Here is a 17,667-nt window from a genome sequence, read left to right as displayed (position 1 = left end):
TCAGCCTCCACTGACCCCGGCACTGCGGGTGAATTCGAGGACGTACTCATCGCGGAGACCGAGCACTTCGTCGATCTTGCCCTCGATTTCCGCGATCTTGAACGGCTGGCCGGAGATTTTGTTGAAGCTGATCGCATCGACGAGGTAACGGCCGCGGATGAGCAGCGCGAGCTGGCCGGTGTTCAGCTCGGGGATGAGCACCTTTTTGTAGCGCTTCAAGACGTCGGGCAGGTTGGCCGGGAACGGGTTGAGGTAGCGCAGGTGGGCGGAGGCGACGCTGAGGCCCCGCTTCCGGGCGTTCTCGCAGGCGCTCGTGATGGAGCCGTAGGTCCCGCCCCAGCCGAGAACGAGGAGGTCGCCTTCCTCCGGGCCGGTGACCTGCAGGAGCGGGATGTCCTCCACGATGCGGTCGACCTTCGCCTTGCGGGCGAGCGTCATCTCGTGGTGGTTGCGCGGGTCGTAGCTGATGTCGCCAGTCTCGCCGGACTTCTCGAGACCGCCGATGCGGTGCTCGAGCCCTTTCTGGCCGGGCACCGCCCACGGCCGGGCGAGCGTCTTCGGGTCGCGCAGGTAGGGATTGAACTTCCCCTCCTGCGGCTCGGCGTACTTCCACTCGATGCGCGGCAGCTCGGAGATATCGGGGATGCGCCACGGCTCGGAGCCGTTGCCGAGGTAGCCGTCGGAGAGGAACACGACCGGCACCATGTGCTTGAGCGCGATGCGGAACGCCTCGATCGCCATGATGAAGCAGTCCGACGGGGTGCACGGGGCGACGATGGCGACGTAGCTGTCGCCGTTGCGCCCGAACATCGCCTGCAGGAGGTCGGCCTGCTCGGTCTTGGTCGGCATGCCGGTCGAAGGGCCGGCGCGCTGGACGTCGATGACGACGAGGGGCAGCTCCGTCATGACGGCGAGGTTGAGCGCCTCGCTCTTGAGCGCGAGGCCGGGGCCGCTCGTGCCGGTGAGGCCGAGGTGGCCGCCGTAGGCCGCGCCGATTGCCGCGCCGATCGCCGCGATCTCGTCCTCGGCCTGGAAGGTCTTGATGCCGAAGTTCTTCAGCTTCGAGAGCTCGTGGAGGATGTCGCTGGCGGGGGTAATCGGGTAGCTGCCGTAGAAGAGCGGCAGCCCGCTGAGGACCGAGGCCGCGACGAAGCCGAGGGCCGTCGCTTCGTTGCCGCTGATGTGGCGGTACGTGCCGGGCGGCACCTTGGCCGGCGGGACGCGGTACTGGACGCGGAAGAGTTCGGTGGTCTCGCCGAAGTTGTAGCCGGCGCGGAGGGCGCGCAGGTTCGCTTCGAGGATGTCGGGCCGGCGCTTGAACTGCTCGGTGGCCCACTTGATGGTCGTATCGAGGGTGCGGCCGTAGAGCCAGAGGATGAGCCCGAGGGCGTAGAAGTTGCGGCAGCGGAACTTGTCCTTGGCGCTCAGGGGCAGGCCCTCGAGGGCGAGTTCGTTTTGCCGCGTGATGGAGATCGGGACGACCTGGTAGCCGGCGAGCGAGCCGTCTTCGAGCGGGTTCGACTCGTAGGCCGCTTTCTTCAGGTTGGTGGGCTCGAACTCATCCTTGTCGACGATGAGGAGGCCGCCCGGCTTGAGGTCGCCGAGGTTCGTCTTCAGGGCGGCAGGGTTCATCGCCACGAGGACATCGGGGCGGTCGCCCGGGGTGTAGATTTCGGTGCTGGCGAAGGAGATCTGGAAGCCGGAGACGCCCGGGAGCGAGCCGGCGGGCGCGCGGATCTCGGCGGGGAAATCGGGAAGCGTCGCGAGGTCGTTGCCGAAGACGGCGGCGGTGCGGGTGAACTGCGTCCCGGTGAGCTGCATGCCGTCGCCGGAGTCGCCGGCGAAGCGGATGGTGACGCGTTCGAGCTCCTCGACGTGGTGTTCAGGCTTGAGCTGCGTTTCGGTAGTCATGAATCTCTGCTTCTATCCACCCTCTGGTTGCTCCATCACCTGGTGAGGGCGAGGAGGCAGGTTCAGGACGTCTTCGGGGTAGGCCTCTGCGAGGTCCCGCAGGAGGTCGCCGAGCCGCAACACCCCAACCACGCGGCCGCCCTCCACCACGGGCAGGTTCCGGTAGTGATGCTGCTGCATCAGGGCGATTGCTTCGGCCACCGTCCCTGTGGAGGCAATCACCCGGGGCTGCTTCGTGAGCACCGAAGCATCGAGCGGCTGGTCCCAATCGAACCCATCCACCATGCATTTCGAAAGGACGTCGCGCTCCGTGAAGATGCCGCGCAGCTCGCCCTGCTCCACAGCGAGCACGCAGGTGGTGCCGAAACGGTTCATCGCGTCGACGGCCTGGCGAACGGGGATGAATGGCGAAACGGTGGCTGGCTCGCTGAGGGTCAGCTCGGAGAGGCGTTGATTGACGAACCGGCTGAGCCGGGTGCGGTCCATCTGCGCTGTCGTTCGCCTGGATGGGATGATGCGGACCGGCGGGCGCAAAGGCACACCGTGCGCGTTACCCAAAGTGTACGCCCTTTCGCAAAGTCGTGCAGGCGCGGGGCGGCCCGGCCCGCTGCCGGCTCTCCCGATGCGGCCTACGACGCTTCCCTATTTCCCGCGCCCGTCACCCCGCAGTCCCTGCACGTCCACAGGACCAGGGCCGATATTCCGAATACGCCCTGCTACCTGCGGGATACGGGGAATCATGGCTTCCAAGGCGCAGATCCAGACGGTCAAGGCGGACTTTCTCGATCCGTCGCTGTACGAAGACACCGGGCTCTCGGGGGTGCCCCGCCTCAGCCGCGGCGCGGTGCTCGGGGCGCTCAGCCGGGCCTTCGACCTCGCCGAGGGGCGGAAGCCGGGCCATGCGCAGCGCGTCGCCTACATCGGCGTCTACCTCGCGAGCGACCTCGGCCTCGAGCCTGCGCGGATCGAGGAGGTCTACTTCGGCTGCCTGCTGCACGACATCGGCATGGCGGTGATGGAGCCGGTCGCGCTCCCGGCGGTGCGGCCCGCCCGCCGCTGGGCCGCCGATGGCCGCCGCACGGCGGCACCGGAGCGCCCGCCGCAGGGCGGCTGGTCGGAAATCATCGGCGCCATCGCGCGGCACTGTGAAACGGGCGCGGACGTTGCCCGCCGCATGGGCTTCTCCGAGGCGGTCGCGCGCGCTGTCCTCGGCCACCACGACTGCTGGGACGGCTCCGGCCGGCCGGGCGCCGTCCCCGGGCCGGAGACGCCGCTCGTCAGCCGCATCGTCGCTCTCGCGGACCGGTTCGAGACGCTGCTCGATGCCGAGGCGCCGCCGCTCGCGCTGCGCCGGAGCGGCCCTTCCCTCCTGCGGGACATGGCCGGTCAGGAGCTCGACCCCGACCTCGCCGAGCGGATGGCTGTCATCGCTTCGCGCGATGATTTCTGGCTCGGCCTGTACGACAACGACCTCGGGTCGGGGCTCATGGCGCTCAACTACGGCGGCGTCCTCGGCCGCGATGAGCTGTTCGAGCTGCTCGGCGTCCTCGCCGATGTCATCGACGTGCGCAACGGGCGCGCGGAGGGCGCCGGCCGGCGGGTGGCCGACCTCGCGCGCAGGGTCGCGCTGCACTGCGATATGACGGAGCGCCGCGCCGACCTGCTGAAGGTGGCGACGCTGCTCCACGACATCGGCACGCTCGGTGTGCCGGCCCGCTTCCTGCGCAAGCCCGACATCCTGAGCGTCGAAGAGATGTCCGCGGTGCAAATGCACCCGATGTACGCCCGCGACATCCTCGGCGAAATCCCCGGCCTGGGGGCCGCCGCGTGGTGGGTCGGCTGCCATCACGAGCGAATCGACGGGAAAGGCTACCCCGGCATGCTCGAAGGGAGCGAAGTCCCGGTCGAAGCGCAGATCATCGGCATGTGCGAGACCTTTGATGCGCTGACGAACGACCGGCCCTACCGCCGGGCGCTGCCCCGCTCGGAGGCCTTCGAAATCATGCGGGGGCTGGCCGGCAACCGGTTCGACCCCTACCTGCTCGCGCGCTTCGAGAGCGTCGCGGGCCCGTTCGACGCCTGAGACGGGCGCCAACCCGTCCGCAACGGCACCTCCCGCGGGACCGGGGCCGGCGATTTGCCGGCCCCGGTTCACGTTCACCTGCGGTGCTGGCAGCCGGCGCTACAATGCCGGCGGCGAACACTTTCGCGGAGCGCGCGCATGGCGACGCGGGTCATCTCCATCTCGCGGCAGGTCGGGACGGCGGGTGAGGAAGTCGCCCGGGCCGTCGCCGACCGGCTCGGGTTCCGGTACGTCGACTACCAGGTCATCCAGGAAGCGGCGGCAGAGGCGGGCGTCTCGCCCGAGACGGTTTCGGAAGCCGAGCACACGCCGTCGCTCCTGACGCGCATCCTCGAAGCGCTCGCGCGGAACCCGGCGATGCCGGCCGCGGGCTGGGCGGACCCGGTCCCGCTCACCACGAGCCCGCTCTACACCTCGGCTGATTACCGGCGGTTCCTCGAACAGGTGATCCGCGACCTCGCCGACGGGGGCGAGTGCGTCATCGTCGGCCACGCAGCCCAGGTCATCCTGCGGGACCGCGCGGATACGGTTCGCGCGCTCATCACGGGCTCGCCCAAATACCGCGCCCGGCGCATCATGACCGGGATGGGCGTCGACGAGAAGGAAGCGCTCAAGATCATCGAAAGGACCGACAACGAGCGGCTGGAGTACTTCCGCCGCTTCTACGACACCGGATGGCTGACTCCGAGCACCTACGACCTGTGCATCAACACCGACCGCCTCTCGCCCGGGCAGGCGGCCGAGGTCATCGTGCAGTTCGCCTCGCTGCCGCGGGCCTTCTCCTGATCGCCGCCGGGGCCGCGACGGCCTGCGGCGGGGGCAAGGGCGGGGACGCCGCGACCCCGACGGCAGCCGCCGCCGCGACCGCCGCCGACCTCGTCCCCGACCTCTCCGGCGAGGGGTTCCGCCTCGAGGCGAGCGGCAAGCTGCCCTCGCTCACCCCGGAGCAGGACGCTTTCATCGCGATTTTTTCCGGGTCGAAGCCGGGCGTCTCGAGCGTCCGCATCGAAGTGAACCTGCTGCCGGCCGCCGATGCCGCCTGGGCGCAGTTCGGCGCCATCGCCGACGCGCTCCGCAACCCGCCGCCCGACCTGTTCGGGCCCGGCACCGTGCAGGCCGAAGGCCAGCCCGTCTACCAGGCCGATGAAGCGCGGAGCTACGTCACGGCGAAGCCGGACGCCCAGGGCAATCTCGTGTACTCCGACGCCTACCGGATGGGCCGCGCGATCGTCATCGTCTACACACTCGGGAACGACCCGGCAGCGGTGAAAGCGGCCCGGGAGCTGGTCGCGAAGGCGATCGACGGCCGGGCACCCCGCTAGCCTGCAGGCCGCCGCGCGGCGGTGCTAGGATGCCGCGCATGTCTCACCCGCTCGAATCCCGCGGCCGCCGCCTCCCCTTTTCGTTCACTACGCTCGACCCCGCCACCCGGCGCGAGGCCGTCTACCTCGAAGCGAGCGACACCGCGCAGAGCTTCGGCATCCTCTACCTTCCGCCCCGGCACGAGCCGCGCACGGCCGTCTACCTCATGCACCCGCGGGGCGAATTCACCCGGCATTATGTCGTGCCGGGGCTCACCGCCCGCGGCTACGCGGTGTTCGGCCAGAACAGCCGCTACCTGAACAACGACACCGACATGGTGCACGAGCGGCTGCTGCTCGACATCGCCGCCGGGATGCGCTGGCTGCGAGAGCGCGGCTTTGAACGCATCGTGCTGCTCGGGAATTCCGGCGGCGGCTCGCTGCTCGCCTTCTACCAGTCGCAGGCCTCGCGCCCCGCGGCCGAGCGCCTTTCGTCGACGCCTTCCGTCGAGCCGATCGACCTCGCATCGGAGCAGATGCCGCCGGGCGACCTCTACATCGCCGTCGCCGCCCACCTCGGCGAGGGCCGCTTCATGCTGAACGTCCTCGACCCCAGCATCACGAACGAATCCGACCCGGCGAGCTACGACCCCGCATGGGACATGTACAACCCGGAGAACGGCTACCGGCCCTACCCGGAGCCGAGCCGCTACGACCCGGCGTGGCTGGCCGAGTACCGCCGCCGCCAGCGCGAGCGGAGCCTGCGGCTGGACGCCATCGCCCGCGAGTATCTCGCCGAGCACGCCTACTTCCGGGGCGAACTCCGCTCCGAGCGGTTCGCGGCGCTTCCGCCGGCCGCCCGCGGGCTGGTCGCGCGGCGGGCGCGGCTCGGCCGGTACATGGTCATCTACCGCACGCTGGCGAACCCGGCCTACCTCGACCCGTCGATCGACCCGAGCCGGCGGCCGCTCGGCAGCATCTTTTCGCCCGGCGACCCGATCATCGGGAACTACGGCTACGGGGGGCTCGCCCGCGTGATGACGCCGCGCGGCTGGCTGAGCACCTGGAGCGGCACCAGCTCCCAGGCCGACCTCCCGGACACCATCCGGCACGTGACAGTGCCGACGCTCATCGTCTTCGCCGACGGCGACTGCGACATCTTCCCCTCTGAGCAGCAGGAGATCCTCGAGAAGAGCGGCGCCGCCGATAAGCAGCTGGTGACGCTCGAATGGGCGGACCACTACCTCAACCCGGTCGGCGAGGAGGGCCGAAAGCTCGCCGACCCGCGGGAGCGGCTCCTCGACCTGCTCGTGCCCTGGATCGAAGCGCGCATCGGCGAGCCGTAGCCTCGCGGCGTCATCCGCCCGGCCCGCATTGCCCCGGCGGACGTTCGTCTGCCGGCCGCCCGCTCGCCCGGGGCGAAACAGTTCGCTCACCCCTGCGGGCTCCCGTCCCCGGCTGTCGCCGCGCCGCGGTCCGCATCGTCGCGGAGGGCAGCGGCAGCGATGCTCGTCTCGATGAGCTCTTCGAACCCGAAGATGAGCCCTGCGGCTATCGCGACGGGCGACTGGAACGCCCAGCCGAGGCCGACGGCGAGCAGGGCTGCGCCCTGGGTGAGCCGCCGTATGCCCCGCATGAGCAGCCAGTTGCCGCGCGGCGCCGGGATACTGGCCAGCCGAAGCCCGTCGCGGCCGAGGCCCAGGCCAGTCACGAGCAGCCACGCGCCCCCTGCTGCCAGCAGCGTGGCAGGAACGTACCGGAGCGGCGATGTCCATAAGTCGTCCATGGCCCTACGATCGTCTCCTCCGTGCGGCCGATGGAAGGGCCACTTCGCGGGACAGGGGTGGAGCCATGGACGTCGTCATCGACCTCCCGGAGCTGCCCGGCCAGCCCGCCTACGTTCGGCTCGCCGAGGGTCTGCGGCGGGCGATTCTCGACGGCCGGTTCCAGCCGGGCGAGCGGCTGCCAGCCACCCGCGCGGTCGCGCGGGCGCTCGGCATCGCGCGCAACACCGTCCTCGAGGCTTACGACCAGCTCACCGCCGAAGGTTACCTCGTGGCGCGGCACGGTTCGGGGACGTTCGTCGCACCCGAACTCCCGGACCGGGCGTTCCGCGCCCGGCGCCCGGGGACGGGGTCGCCGCCGCCGGGCGCGCCGCTCCCCGCGCAGCCGGCGAAGTTCTCCGCGTTCGCCCGGCGGCTCCCCCCAGAAGACCCGGTGCCGCCGATGGGGCACGGCCGCCTGCCGTTCGACTTCCGCTACGGCACGCCGTCGTTCGCCGAGTTCCCGCTCGCAGAGTGGCGCTCGCTGACGCGCCGCATTCTCGACTACCCCCCGGCCGAGCTGCTCGGCTATGGCCCGGCGGAAGGGCTGCCGGCGCTGCGCAGCGCGCTCGCCCGCTACCTCCAGCGCAGCCGCGGCGTGCGCTGCTCGGCCGAGGACCTCGTCATCGTGAACGGCTCGCAGCAGGCGCTCGACCTCGCGGCGCGGGTGCTCCTCGACCCCGGCGACGCGGTAGCGATGGAGGAGCCCGGCTACTCCGGCGCGCGCACTGTCTTCGAAGCCGCGGGCGCCGAGATCGTACCGGTCCGCGTCGACGAGGAGGGCATCGTGGTCGCTGAACTGCCCGAGCGGGCGCGGGTGGTTTATGTCACGCCTTCGCACCAGTTCCCGACCGGGGCGGTGCTCTCGGCAGCCCGGCGGATGGAGCTGCTCGCGTGGGCGTGGCGGACAGGCGCCACCATCATCGAGGACGACTACGACAGCGAGTTCCGATACGCCGGCCGCCCGCTCGCAGCGCTCCAGGGGCTCGATGAAGCCGGCCGGGTGGTCTACACCGGCACGATGTCGAAAGTGCTGCTGCCGGCGCTGCGGCTCGGCTACCTCGTCCCGCCGCCCTCCCTGAAGGCGGCCATCGCACGGGCGAAGTGGCTCACCGACCGGCACGTCGCACTGCTCTACCAGGCCGTGCTTGCCGCGTTCATCGAGGAGGGGCACTTCGAGCGCCACCTGAGGCGGATGCGGCGTGTGTACGCCCGCCGCCGCGAGCGCCTGCTGTCCGCCATCGAGCGCCACCTCGGGAGCCGGGCAGCCGTGCGGGGAACGGAGAGCGGCATCCACGTGATGCTGGAGCTGCCGGGGGTGGACGACAGCCGCGCCGTCGTCGAAGCCGCGCGTGCGGCGGGCGTCGGCCTCCACAGCGCGCACATCTACTACGCGGGCCCGCCGCCCTCCAGCGCGTCGTTCGTGCTCGGGTATTCGAGCCTCGACGAGCCCGCCATCGAGGAGGGGGTCGCGCGGCTCGGCCGCGTCGTCGAGGCATACTGCCGCCTCCGGGGCAGTTGACCCCGGGCCCGCGGGGCTGGCTACAATCCGCCGATGCTCGCCCGCGTCCTGAGCTGTGCGGTCGTCGGGCTCGATGGCGAGCTCGTCGAGGTCGAAATCGACATCACCCGCGCCCAGCTGCCGGCGATGACGGTCGTCGGCCTGCCAGATGCCGCGGTGCAGGAATCGCGCGAGCGCGTTCGGGCGGCCATCCGGAACAGCGGGCTCGCATGGCCGGCGAACAACCGCATCACGGTGAATCTCGCGCCGGCCGACCTGCGGAAGGAAGGCCCCGCGTACGACCTGCCCATCGCCGTCGGCATCCTGCTCGCCTCGGGTCAGCTCGCAGCCGAGCCGGCGGACGCCGTGTTCCTCGGCGAACTGGCGCTGACGGGCGACGTGCGGCCGGTCCGCGGCGTGCTGCCGATGGCGATGACCGCCGCCGCGCGGGGCATGCGCCGCGCCTTCGTCCCGGTCGAGAACGCCGCCGAGGCTGCGCTCGTCGAGGGGCTCGCGGTCTATCCCGTTCCGTCGCTCGCCGCCCTCGCTGCGCATCTCAACGGCGCGACAGGGCTGGAGCGGTTCGCAGGCTCCGCTCGCGGCGAAGAAGACCCGTTCGCGTCGGCCGTGACCGACTTCGCCGACATCGTCGGCCAGGAGCACGTGAAGCGCGCGCTCGAAGTCGCGGCGGCGGGCGGTCACAATCTCGTGATGAAGGGGCCGCCGGGCAGCGGCAAGACGCTGCTCGCGCGGGCGGTGCCGGGCATCCTCCCGCCGCTCACGGCAGCCGAGGCGATGGAGGTGACCCGCATTTACAGCGTCGCCGGGCTCCTGCCGCCCGGAACGGGCCTCGTGAGGAGCCGGCCGTTCCGGTCGCCCCATCACACCATCTCGAACGCCGGCCTCGTCGGCGGAGGTTCGGTGCCGCGGCCCGGGGAGATCACCCTTGCCCACCGAGGGGTGCTGTTCCTCGACGAGCTGCTGGAGTTCGACCCGCACGTGCTGGAGATGCTGCGTCAGCCGCTCGAGGACAAATCGGTGACGATCAGCCGGGCAAAGCAGGCTGTGACCTTCCCGGCGAGCTTCATGCTCTGCGCGGCGCTGAATCCCTGCCCCTGCGGCTACCTCGGCGACCCGGAGCGCCCCTGCACCTGTCCGCCGGCCGTCGTCGGCCGGTATCAGCGCCGCCTGAGCGGCCCGCTCATGGACCGCATCGACATCTTCGCGGACGTGCCGCGGGTGCCGCTCGAGAAGCTGACGGCTGCCGCGCGGGGCGAGCCGTCGTGGGCGGTGCGGGCGCGCGTGGCCGCGGCGCGCGACGTGCAGGCGGAGCGGTTCGCGGGGACGCGGACAGCGACGAACGGCGAGATGTCGCCGGCGCAGGTGCGCGATTTCGCGCAGGGAGCGCTGGAGCCGGCAGCCGCCGAGCTGCTGAAGCGGGCAGTGGAGCGCCTCAACCTCTCGGCGCGGGCATTCCACCGGGTGTTGAAGGTGGCGCGCACGGTCGCCGACCTCGCCGGTTCGGAGCAGATCGGGCCGGCCCACATGGCGGAGAGCATCCAGTACCGGGCTCGGCTGGATTAGGCCTGCGGCGGCCGCTTCCCCGGGGGCGCAGCGAACGCCTCCATGAACCGCTGGAACGCCTCCGGGCTGGCCCACGCGAACGGCGCCTCGCGGGCGCGCTGCAGCCATGCCTCGAACTCTCCTGCCGCGTCGGCCGCCAGTTCGCCGAGGCGCACGTTCGCCTCGACGAGGGCGCTCGCGGCGGCGAACAGCTCGGCCCAGCGCTGGAGGACGAGGGCGTACTGCCGGCCGAATTCGAGGGCAGCGTCCGAAGGAGCGAGGAACGGCGAGCGGGCGCGCGGCATGGGCGGGAGTATACGCCAGCTGCCCGGCGCGACACCTGCTGACGTTTTTCGAACATTTGTGTTGACACCAGCACATCCGTTCGCCTAGGCTGTCGCCACCTCCCGAACGGATGTGCGCATCATGGTCAACCCGGTCCTCACCGTCCTCGTCGACCTCGTCCTCATCGGCTCGGCGCTCGCCATCCTCAGCGCCATGGTTGCCGAGGCATGGGTCGACCGCCGGCCGCGCGTCGGCGCAAAGCGGCTTCGTCCGCAACGGCTGCCGCCGGCGCGGCGGGACCGCGGCCTTCAGCTGACGGTCGGAAGTCGGCGTGTCGCCTGAATCAGGGCGCCGTGCGGCGGAGCTGGACGGGGGCTTCCTCGRGGAGCGGCTTCCGCCGGCGCTCCTGGACGCGCTCCACGGAGCGGACGCCGCGGACGATTTCGATGCGCGCGAGGAGGCGCGAGAGCTGTTCGATGCCGGTCGTCTCAAGCGTGGTGGTGATGGTGACCGAGCCATCGCCGTTCTCGATGGTCCGCACGCCGACCATGTTGACCTTCTCGTCGGTCACGACCGTGGTGATGTCGCGGAGCAGGCCCACCCGGTCCCACGCCTCGATGCGGATCGAGACCGGGTAGGTGCGCGTCACCGTGCCCCACTCGACTTCGACGATCCGCTCCCGCTCGGCTTCGTTGAGGATGTTGAGGCAATCGGCGCGGTGGACGGTGACCCCGCGCGCGCGGGTGACGTAGCCGACGATCTGGTCGCCGGGGACGGGGTTGCAGCAGCGGGCCATGGTGGTGAGGAGGTTGCCGACGCCGAGCACCCGCATGCCCGGGCCGCCGAGCTTCGCGGCCTCCTGCTTCTGGGGCAGCTGGGGCGGCTCTTCGGCCTCCGCCTCCTCCCGCTCGATAACGGCGGCCACCTTGCGGGCGATGCTGTTCGTGCTGACGCCCCCGTAGCCGATGGCGGCGAGGAAGTCCTCCCAGCTGGTGTAGTTGAACAGCTGGAGGAGCTGCTCCTGCCGCTCGGCGACGTCCCAGCCGAGCCGCTTCAGCTCCTTCTCGAGCATCTCGCGGCCGCGCTCGATGTTTTCCGCCCGCTCCTGCTTGCGGAACCATTGCCGGATCTTCTCCCGGGAGTGCGCCGTCCGGATGTAGCCGAGGTTCTGGTTCAGCCAGTCGCGCGAAGGCCCTTTGCTCGTCCGGCTGCGGAGGATTTCGACCACGTCGCCGGTCTTCAGCGGCGAGTTGAGAGCCACCATGCGGCCGTTCACTTTCGCGCCGACCGTCTGGTGGCCGAGGTCGGTGTGGATGCGGTAGGCGAAATCGAGCGGCGTCGCGCCGGCGGGGAGGTCGAGCACGTCGCCCTTGGGGGTGTAGACGAAGACCTGGTCGTGGAAGATGTCGGTCTTGACTGATTCGACGAATTCGTCGGCACCCGCGAGGTCGCGCTGCCATTCAATGAGCTGCCGCAGCCACGCGATCCGCTCTTCGTCGCGGCCGGCCTGTTTCCCGCCCTCCTTGTACCGCCAGTGGGCCGCCACGCCGTATTCCGCAACCCGGTGCATCTCCCACGTTCGGATCTGGATTTCGAGCGGCCTCCCGCCGGGGCCGACGACGGTGGTGTGGAGCGACTGGTACATCGAGTCCTTCGGGTTCCCGATGTAGTCGTCGAACTGGCCGGGAATCGGCCGCCAGAGCGCGTGGATGACGCCGAGGGCGTGGTAGCACTCGGAGACGGTATCGACGAACACGCGCATCGCGAGGAGGTCGTAGATCTGGTCGAAGCTCTTCGACTGCGCTGAATAGCGCCGCATCTTCTGGTAGATGCTGTAGATGTGCTTCGCTCGGCCGGTCACCTCGGCCTTGATGCCGGCGGCCTCGAGGTGCTCCTTGAGGATGACCGACGCTTCAGCGATGACCCGCTCGCGGGTAACGCGCTTGGAGGCGAGCAGTTCGGCGATTTCGCGGTACTTCTCCGGTTCGAGGTAGCGGAAGGCGAGGTCTTCGAGCTCCCACTTGATTTGCCACACGCCCAGGCGGCTGGCGAGCGGCGCGAAAATCTCCTGCGTTTCGAGCGCGATGCGCCGCTGCTTTTCGGGCGGGAACGCCCAGAGCGTCCGCATGTTGTGCAGCCGGTCGCACAGCTTGATGAGGACGACGCTCAGGTCCTCGGCCATCGCGAGGAACATCTTCCGGAGGTTCTGGGCCTGCGTGGTGCCGCGCATCGGGTCCAGGTCGGCCACGTTCATCGGCAGCTTGTCGAGCTTGGTGAGCGCGTCGACCAGCTTCGCGACCCGCGGGCCGAACCGCTCGGCGATCTCCTCGTTGCGGACACCGCAGTCTTCCTGGACGTCGTGCAGCAGCGCGGCGGCGATGGCGAGGTGGTCGAGTTCGAGGTTGGCGACGAGTTCAGCGACGGCGACGGGGTGGGTGATGTAGGGGTCGCCCGTCTTGCGGAATTGCCCCTCGTGGTGGCGGGCGGCGAAGTCGAAGGCGTCGCGGATGATGTCGAGGCGTTCGGCCGGGAGGTACTGGCTGGCGCGCGCGAGCAGGGCGTCGATGCTGACGCTGGCTACGGCGGGCTCTCCAGGGCTCACGGACATGGGCGGCGGCCTCTTTGCCGGGGCAATCCTTCTTCTTATCCTAACATGCTGTCACCCCCGCTCGTCAGGACGGCCCCATGCCCCGTTTCCAGGCCCCCCGCGGCACGCAGGACGTGCTGCCCGCGATGCAGCCTTACTGGCAGGCTGTGCTCGATGCCGTGCGCGAGGTGGCCCGGCTCCACGGCTTCCAGCGCATCGACACGCCGATGTTCGAAGTCGCCGGCGTCTTCGAAAAAGGCAGCGGAGATACGACGGACATCGTGGAAAAGGAGATGTACGTCTTCGAAGACCGCGGGGGCGATCGGCTCGCGCTGACCCCGGAGGGCACCCCGGCGATCGTCCGCGCCTACCTCGAACACGGGATGAGCAGCTGGCCGCAGCCGGTCCGGCTGTACACCACCCATCCGATGTTCCGGTACGACCGGCCGCAGAAAGGGCGCTACCGCCAGCACACGCAGTTCGACGCTGAGGTGCTCGGCTCGGCGGACCCGCTCGTCGACGCCGAAGTCATCACCATGCTCTGGCGGCTGTACGGGATGCTCGGCATCCGCGGCATCACCGTCCGGCTCGGCTCGCTCGACGACCTCGAACCGCGCCGCACCTACGTCGAGCGGCTGAAAGACTATTACCGCCCGTTCCTCGACCGGCTGTCCGAGGACAGCCGGCGCCGGTTCGAGCGGAACCCGCTGCGGCTCCTCGACAGCAAAGACGAGCGGGACATCCCGTTCAAGGAGGGCGCGCCGAAGCTGGTCGACCAGCTCAGCCCCGCCGCGCGCGAGCACCACGACGCGGTCCAGGCGGCCCTCGCGGCGGCCGGCGTCAAGTTCGCGGTCGACCCGCTGCTGGTGCGGGGTCTCGACTACTACAACCGGACCGTCTTCGAAGTCGTCCCGGACGATGACGAGCGGGCGCAGGGCACGATCGGCGGCGGCGGCCGCTACGACGGGCTCGTGGAGCTCCTTGGCGGGCCGCCCACCCCGGGCATCGGGTTCGGCACCGGCATCGAGCGCATCATCCTCGAGATGCAGAAGAACGGCGTCGTCTTCGAACCGGCGCCCGCGGCCGAGGTGTTCATCGTGCACCGCGGCGAAGGGTCCGCGCCCGCGGCCGTCCGGCTCGCAGCGGCGCTCCGGGACCGCGGCATCGCCGCCGTCATCGGCGAAGGCGGCCGCTCGTTCAAAGCGCAGCTGCGCTCGGCGAACGCGGCCGGCGCGCGGCTCGCGCTGATCATCGGCGAGGACGAGCTGGCGCAGGGCATCGCCACGCTGAAGCCGCTCGAGGGCGAGGGCGAGCAAGCCGGGGTGCCGCTGGAGCAGGCGGCCGAGGCGGCGCGCGCCCGCCTCCGGGCCGGCTGACCGCCCCTTTCCGTTCCGCTTTACCGCCGGGGCGGTACGATCGAGCAATGCCGGGGGAGAACGACGGGGGCCAGCCCGACTGGTACGAAGTGCTCGAGGTTTCGCCGAACGCGAGCCGCGAGGTGATCGAAGCCGCCTACCGCAGCCTTTCGGCGAGATACGCAGCCGACCCCGACCCCGCCGTCCGGGAGCGCCGGCGCCTGCTCGAAGCGGCGTGGGACGTCCTCGGCGATGCGAAGCGGCGCGCAGAGTACGACGCGCGCCGGAACGGCGGCCCGGTCCTCACGGCGCCGGCCCCGGCCGCTGGCGCGCCGCCGCCCGGCACGGTCGTGACGTGCCCGCGCGACCCCGGCGTCGAAACGGCGCTGCGCTGCAGCCGGTGCGGCACGCCCATCTGCCCGCGCTGCCTCGTTCAGACGCCCGTCGGGGCGCGCTGCCGCGATTGCGCGAGAATCGCGAAGAACCCGATCTACACCCTCACCGCCGGGGGCATGGCGCGCGCCGCCGCCGCGTCGCTCATCGGCGGCGTGGTCATGGGGCTCATCTGGGGGCTCGTGCTGCTGCCCTTCACCTTCGGGTTCTTTGCCATCTTCGTCGGCGCCGGGCTCGGCTACGCATTCACGCGGATGCTGGAATTCGCGACCGGGCGGAAGCGCGGCCCCGCCGTCGTCAGCTTCGCTATCGCGGGCATCCTCGTCGCGTGGGGTGTGATGGCCGTCCTCGTGCCGCAGGTCTGGCTGTACGGGGCGCTCCCGGCGGGCATCGCCGCGTACCTCGCCTACGCGAGCCTGCGCTGAGCGGCGAACAGGGCGAATCGACCGGGTTTACTGGACGACGAAGCTCATCACCCCGATGAAACCGAGGCTGATGAGGCCGACGACGAGGATGCCGAGGAGGTCGCGGCGGACGTAGCTGTAGTCCCGCGTGACGTGGTGGGCGCGCGGCTGGGGGTGATGCGGCTGAGGCCGGCGGGCCGCCGGCGCTGCCACACCCGCAGGCGCAGCCGCCGGGCGCGGGAGCGAGGAAGCCGGGGCATCGACCCGGCGACGTCGGCGGGGGCGTTCGGTGCTCACAGGCGGATGCTACCCCCGGCGGCGCCAACGCTCTAGCCGGCGTCAGACCTCTTTGATGGCGATGTCGATGTTGAACTCGCCGAACGAGACGACGAGCGGGACGACCAGGCGCGTCAGGTTGAGCGTGGCGATGCTGCTCCCCTTCCCGAGCAGGAGGACCGGGGGCGACATGTCGCTGGGGAAGCCGTTCTTCTCCAGGGCGATGCCGGCCTGGCCGGTGATCATGTTCGCGAGCTCGGCGATCGCGCTCTGCGGCAGGGCATCGAACTCCCGCACGGGCTCACCGATCATGCGGGAAGCGAACTCCTTCGCCGTCTGCTCGGACATCGAGTAGATCACGAGCCCGGCGACGCCGCCGGTGATGGCGATCAGCACCGACACTTCGTTCGAGGTCTGCGGCGACCGGACGCGGTGGAGCTGGCCGCGGGTCACCCGCTCGCCGCATTCCTGCTGGATGACGMGCGCGGCGGCTTCGACGAACGGGGCGATGAGCTCGACCCGGGCCTTCTCCCCGGCTTCGGCGGCCGCCTGGGCGGCCTCGGCGACGGTGATCCTTGCGTGCATGGAATCCTCCTGGCGATGCGCCGAACAGGGTGGGAACGGTGCCGGCGCCCTCAGCCGACCTGGAGCGTCCGCCCGAGGTCCGATGCGTAGGCGCCGAAATCGTCGATGTCCCGGGACGTGATGGTCACGGTAGCCGGGAGCATGCCGTACTCTTCGAGGCGCATCGCCAGCTCCCACCGCGCCCACGTCTTCAGGAGGGTCGTCTTTTCGACGGGCGCGAAGCGGGCGCGGGCCATCTGCTGCACGATCTTCCGGTGCGCATCCTGGGAGATGAGGACGGTTACCGTGCTCATGCCCGCGCGGCCGCCGTCGACCTTGAAGACGAGCCGGTGGAACCCGGACCCGCCGTTCATGATCTCCGAGGACATGAGCACCGCGCGGATCGGGATCGTGCTAGCCATTGGCGACATCCTCGAACGGTCTCACCCAACCATCATCGTCAACCATGCCCGTCACCTGTAGCGCCAGCCGCCGCCCATGCGTCCCGGGCACGCCGGCGAAGCGCTCGCAATTGCCGACCATCAGCCGCAGCGGCTCGTCGATCTCCCGGTCCAGGACGATGATGTCGCCGGGCTCGAGACGGGCGAGGTCCACCGCCGGGACGCGGGCCGAGCCGAGGATGGCGCGGAGGAGAACGCTCATGGGCAGCACCTGCTCCTCGCGGACGCGTTCGTCCTCCTTCGCTTTTCGCGCCGGGCGGTTGTCGAAGAGGCTCTGGCCGGTCAGCTTGGGCAGGATCTGTTCGAGGATGGTGAGCGGGAAGCAGAGCGAAATCCCGCCCGTCTGCTCGGCGAGCCGGATTTCGTACCAGGCGGTGATGACGAACTCGGAGGGCGGGATGGCGTGCATCACCTGCGGCCCGAGCGCCAGCTCCGAGACATCCGGCGTCAGCTCGACGATGCGCGCCCACGGCTCGATGAGCGACCGCGCGACGTCCATCCCGATGTGGCGGATGAGGGCGATCTCGATATCGGTGAGGTCGCGGTTGAGCACCCGCGGCGCCCGCTTCCCTTTGCCGCCGAGGAGCCGGTCGATGATGCCGAAGGCGACATCGAGCCCGAAGGCGGTGACCGCGTACCCCTGGAGCGGGGACATATCGATGATGATGACGACGGACTGGGTGCCGAGCTGGCTGACGTACTCCTCGTAAATGCCGCGTTCGAGGGCGCTGAGCCGGGATTCCACCGGGGCGCGCAGCCTGGCCGAGAAGTTCGCCGCCATCGAGCCGGCGACGCCCTGCTGGATGATCTGGAGGCCGCGGAGCTGCTCCTTGGAGAGCTTCTCCGGGTGGCGGAAATCGTACGGCTTCACGCGGCGGCCGCCATCCTTCCGCGCAGGGGGCGGCATGGCGACGATGGTGTCCGCGTCGAGCTGGCTCACATCGGCGCTGAGGAGCGCGTCGATTTCGCGCTGGGTGAGGACGGCGTTGTCGGATGCCATCGGCGGCCTGTCTCCTCCCGCAGTGTCCCTGTAGTGACTATCGGCACGAAATCCGCGGAAACCCTAGGCCCGCAGTGACGATTCCCCCACGGGGCGGGGACGGGTTAGGGGAGATCCGGGGGCGCATCGGGGGAGCCGCGGATGCCCGCGCTTCCCCGGC

At 70.4% G+C, this 17,667-nt stretch carries 18 protein-coding genes; 9 read left to right on the top strand and 9 right to left on the bottom strand.

Annotated features, from left to right (window positions below):
• Together O0235_RS12830 and O0235_RS12825 are read right to left on the bottom strand one after the other, a co-directional pair.
• Positions 1-1,911, bottom strand: coding sequence for a 2-oxoacid:acceptor oxidoreductase subunit alpha (locus tag O0235_RS12830; protein WP_270056175.1), 1,911 nt, complete (start codon positions 1,909-1,911; stop codon positions 1-3).
• A 12-nt stretch (positions 1,912-1,923) separates the two neighbouring features.
• A complete protein-coding gene (locus O0235_RS12825; protein WP_270056174.1) occupies positions 1,924-2,397 on the bottom strand; it encodes a CBS domain-containing protein in 474 nt (157 codons plus the stop codon).
• Positions 2,398-2,650: 253 nt separating this feature from the next.
• Between O0235_RS12825 and O0235_RS12820 the strand changes: the two genes are divergently transcribed.
• From O0235_RS12820 to O0235_RS12805, 4 genes are all read left to right on the top strand, one after another.
• Positions 2,651-3,994: an HD-GYP domain-containing protein gene (locus tag O0235_RS12820; RefSeq protein WP_270056173.1), complete on the top strand. Its 1,344-nt coding sequence runs from the start codon at positions 2,651-2,653 to the stop codon at positions 3,992-3,994.
• Between the two features lie 138 nt (positions 3,995-4,132).
• Positions 4,133-4,780 (top strand): cytidylate kinase-like family protein, encoded by a 648-nt coding sequence (locus tag O0235_RS12815; RefSeq protein WP_270056172.1) that lies wholly within the window; start codon positions 4,133-4,135, stop codon positions 4,778-4,780.
• On the top strand, positions 4,696-5,316 hold the full coding sequence (locus tag O0235_RS12810) for a hypothetical protein (protein WP_270056171.1): 621 nt from the start codon (positions 4,696-4,698) through the stop codon (positions 5,314-5,316). The genes O0235_RS12815 and O0235_RS12810 overlap by 85 nt, the downstream gene beginning before the upstream one ends.
• 38 nt (positions 5,317-5,354) lie before the next feature.
• The gene (locus O0235_RS12805; protein ID WP_270056170.1) at positions 5,355-6,641 is read left to right on the top strand and encodes an alpha/beta fold hydrolase; all 1,287 of its coding nucleotides are present in this window, start codon (positions 5,355-5,357) and stop codon (positions 6,639-6,641) included.
• 86 nt (positions 6,642-6,727) lie between these two features.
• Here the strand turns inward: O0235_RS12805 and O0235_RS12800 are convergent, their stop codons facing one another.
• On the bottom strand, positions 6,728-7,081 hold the full coding sequence (locus O0235_RS12800) for a hypothetical protein (RefSeq protein ID WP_270056169.1): 354 nt from the start codon (positions 7,079-7,081) through the stop codon (positions 6,728-6,730).
• Positions 7,082-7,146: 65 nt separating this feature from the next.
• Between O0235_RS12800 and pdxR the strand changes: the two genes are divergently transcribed.
• Together pdxR and O0235_RS12790 are read left to right on the top strand one after the other, a co-directional pair.
• The gene (gene pdxR, locus O0235_RS12795) at positions 7,147-8,640 is read left to right on the top strand and encodes a MocR-like pyridoxine biosynthesis transcription factor PdxR (protein ID WP_270056168.1); all 1,494 of its coding nucleotides are present in this window, start codon (positions 7,147-7,149) and stop codon (positions 8,638-8,640) included.
• 33 nt (positions 8,641-8,673) lie between these two features.
• Positions 8,674-10,203, top strand: a complete 1,530-nt coding sequence (locus O0235_RS12790; RefSeq protein WP_270056167.1) for a YifB family Mg chelatase-like AAA ATPase — start codon at positions 8,674-8,676, stop codon at positions 10,201-10,203.
• Here O0235_RS12790 and O0235_RS12785 read toward each other — a convergent pair.
• On the bottom strand, positions 10,200-10,487 hold the full coding sequence (locus O0235_RS12785; protein ID WP_270056166.1) for a hypothetical protein: 288 nt from the start codon (positions 10,485-10,487) through the stop codon (positions 10,200-10,202). The two genes, O0235_RS12790 and O0235_RS12785, sit on opposite strands and share 4 nt — an antisense overlap.
• A gap of 121 nt (positions 10,488-10,608) precedes the next feature.
• Here O0235_RS12785 and O0235_RS12780 point away from each other — a divergent pair, with 121 nt between their 5' ends.
• On the top strand, positions 10,609-10,809 hold the full coding sequence (locus O0235_RS12780; protein ID WP_270056165.1) for a hypothetical protein: 201 nt from the start codon (positions 10,609-10,611) through the stop codon (positions 10,807-10,809).
• Position 10,810: 1 nt separating this feature from the next.
• Here O0235_RS12780 and O0235_RS12775 read toward each other — a convergent pair whose 3' ends face one another.
• Entirely contained in the window at positions 10,811-13,075 is a 2,265-nt protein-coding gene (locus tag O0235_RS12775) for a RelA/SpoT family protein (RefSeq protein ID WP_270056164.1), read from the bottom strand.
• 77 nt (positions 13,076-13,152) lie between these two features.
• On the opposite strand from O0235_RS12775, the gene hisS reads away from it, so the two are divergent.
• Together hisS and O0235_RS12765 are read left to right on the top strand one after the other, a co-directional pair.
• Positions 13,153-14,430, top strand: a complete 1,278-nt coding sequence (gene hisS, locus O0235_RS12770; protein ID WP_270056163.1) for a histidine--tRNA ligase — start codon at positions 13,153-13,155, stop codon at positions 14,428-14,430.
• Positions 14,431-14,477: 47 nt separating this feature from the next.
• Positions 14,478-15,227: a DnaJ domain-containing protein gene (locus O0235_RS12765; protein ID WP_270056162.1), complete on the top strand. Its 750-nt coding sequence runs from the start codon at positions 14,478-14,480 to the stop codon at positions 15,225-15,227.
• A gap of 27 nt (positions 15,228-15,254) precedes the next feature.
• On the opposite strand, the gene O0235_RS12760 is transcribed toward O0235_RS12765, so the two are convergent.
• From O0235_RS12760 to O0235_RS12745, 4 genes are read right to left on the bottom strand one after another with little or no spacing between them, the layout of a single operon-like run.
• Complete coding sequence (locus O0235_RS12760; protein ID WP_270056161.1) at positions 15,255-15,503, bottom strand: hypothetical protein; 249 nt, start codon at positions 15,501-15,503, stop codon at positions 15,255-15,257.
• A 42-nt stretch (positions 15,504-15,545) separates the two neighbouring features.
• The gene (locus O0235_RS12755; RefSeq protein ID WP_270056160.1) at positions 15,546-16,067 is read right to left on the bottom strand and encodes a chemotaxis protein CheX; all 522 of its coding nucleotides are present in this window, start codon (positions 16,065-16,067) and stop codon (positions 15,546-15,548) included.
• Between the two features lie 50 nt (positions 16,068-16,117).
• Positions 16,118-16,468, bottom strand: coding sequence for a hypothetical protein (locus tag O0235_RS12750; protein WP_270056159.1), 351 nt, complete (start codon positions 16,466-16,468; stop codon positions 16,118-16,120).
• A complete protein-coding gene (locus tag O0235_RS12745) occupies positions 16,461-17,507 on the bottom strand; it encodes a flagellar motor switch protein FliM (protein ID WP_270056158.1) in 1,047 nt (348 codons plus the stop codon). Before O0235_RS12745 ends, O0235_RS12750 begins: the two co-directional genes overlap by 8 nt.
• Positions 17,508-17,667: the final 160 nt, after the last annotated feature.

It is taken from the genome of Tepidiforma flava (assembly GCF_027594505.1).
GTDB lineage: Bacteria > Chloroflexota > Dehalococcoidia > Tepidiformales > Tepidiformaceae > Tepidiforma > Tepidiforma flava.
This window is presented reverse-complemented; position numbering and strand designations above follow the sequence as displayed.

Bases quoted from the DNA above. Each gene is read 5' to 3' on its own strand.
- O0235_RS12830 (WP_270056175.1), bottom strand. From the start codon at position 1,911: ATGACTACCGAAACGCAGCTCAAGCCTGAACACCACGTCGAGGAGCTC.
- O0235_RS12825 (WP_270056174.1), bottom strand. From the start codon at position 2,397: ATGGACCGCACCCGGCTCAGCCGGTTCGTCAATCAACGCCTCTCCGAG.
- O0235_RS12820 (WP_270056173.1), top strand. From the start codon at position 2,651: ATGGCTTCCAAGGCGCAGATCCAGACGGTCAAGGCGGACTTTCTCGAT.
- O0235_RS12815 (WP_270056172.1), top strand. From the start codon at position 4,133: ATGGCGACGCGGGTCATCTCCATCTCGCGGCAGGTCGGGACGGCGGGT.
- O0235_RS12805 (WP_270056170.1), top strand. From the start codon at position 5,355: ATGTCTCACCCGCTCGAATCCCGCGGCCGCCGCCTCCCCTTTTCGTTC.
- O0235_RS12800 (WP_270056169.1), bottom strand. From the start codon at position 7,081: ATGGACGACTTATGGACATCGCCGCTCCGGTACGTTCCTGCCACGCTG.
- pdxR (WP_270056168.1), top strand. From the start codon at position 7,147: ATGGACGTCGTCATCGACCTCCCGGAGCTGCCCGGCCAGCCCGCCTAC.
- O0235_RS12790 (WP_270056167.1), top strand. From the start codon at position 8,674: ATGCTCGCCCGCGTCCTGAGCTGTGCGGTCGTCGGGCTCGATGGCGAG.
- O0235_RS12785 (WP_270056166.1), bottom strand. From the start codon at position 10,487: ATGCCGCGCGCCCGCTCGCCGTTCCTCGCTCCTTCGGACGCTGCCCTC.
- O0235_RS12780 (WP_270056165.1), top strand. From the start codon at position 10,609: ATGGTCAACCCGGTCCTCACCGTCCTCGTCGACCTCGTCCTCATCGGC.
- hisS (WP_270056163.1), top strand. From the start codon at position 13,153: ATGCCCCGTTTCCAGGCCCCCCGCGGCACGCAGGACGTGCTGCCCGCG.
- O0235_RS12765 (WP_270056162.1), top strand. From the start codon at position 14,478: ATGCCGGGGGAGAACGACGGGGGCCAGCCCGACTGGTACGAAGTGCTC.
- O0235_RS12750 (WP_270056159.1), bottom strand. From the start codon at position 16,468: ATGGCTAGCACGATCCCGATCCGCGCGGTGCTCATGTCCTCGGAGATC.
- O0235_RS12745 (WP_270056158.1), bottom strand. From the start codon at position 17,507: ATGGCATCCGACAACGCCGTCCTCACCCAGCGCGAAATCGACGCGCTC.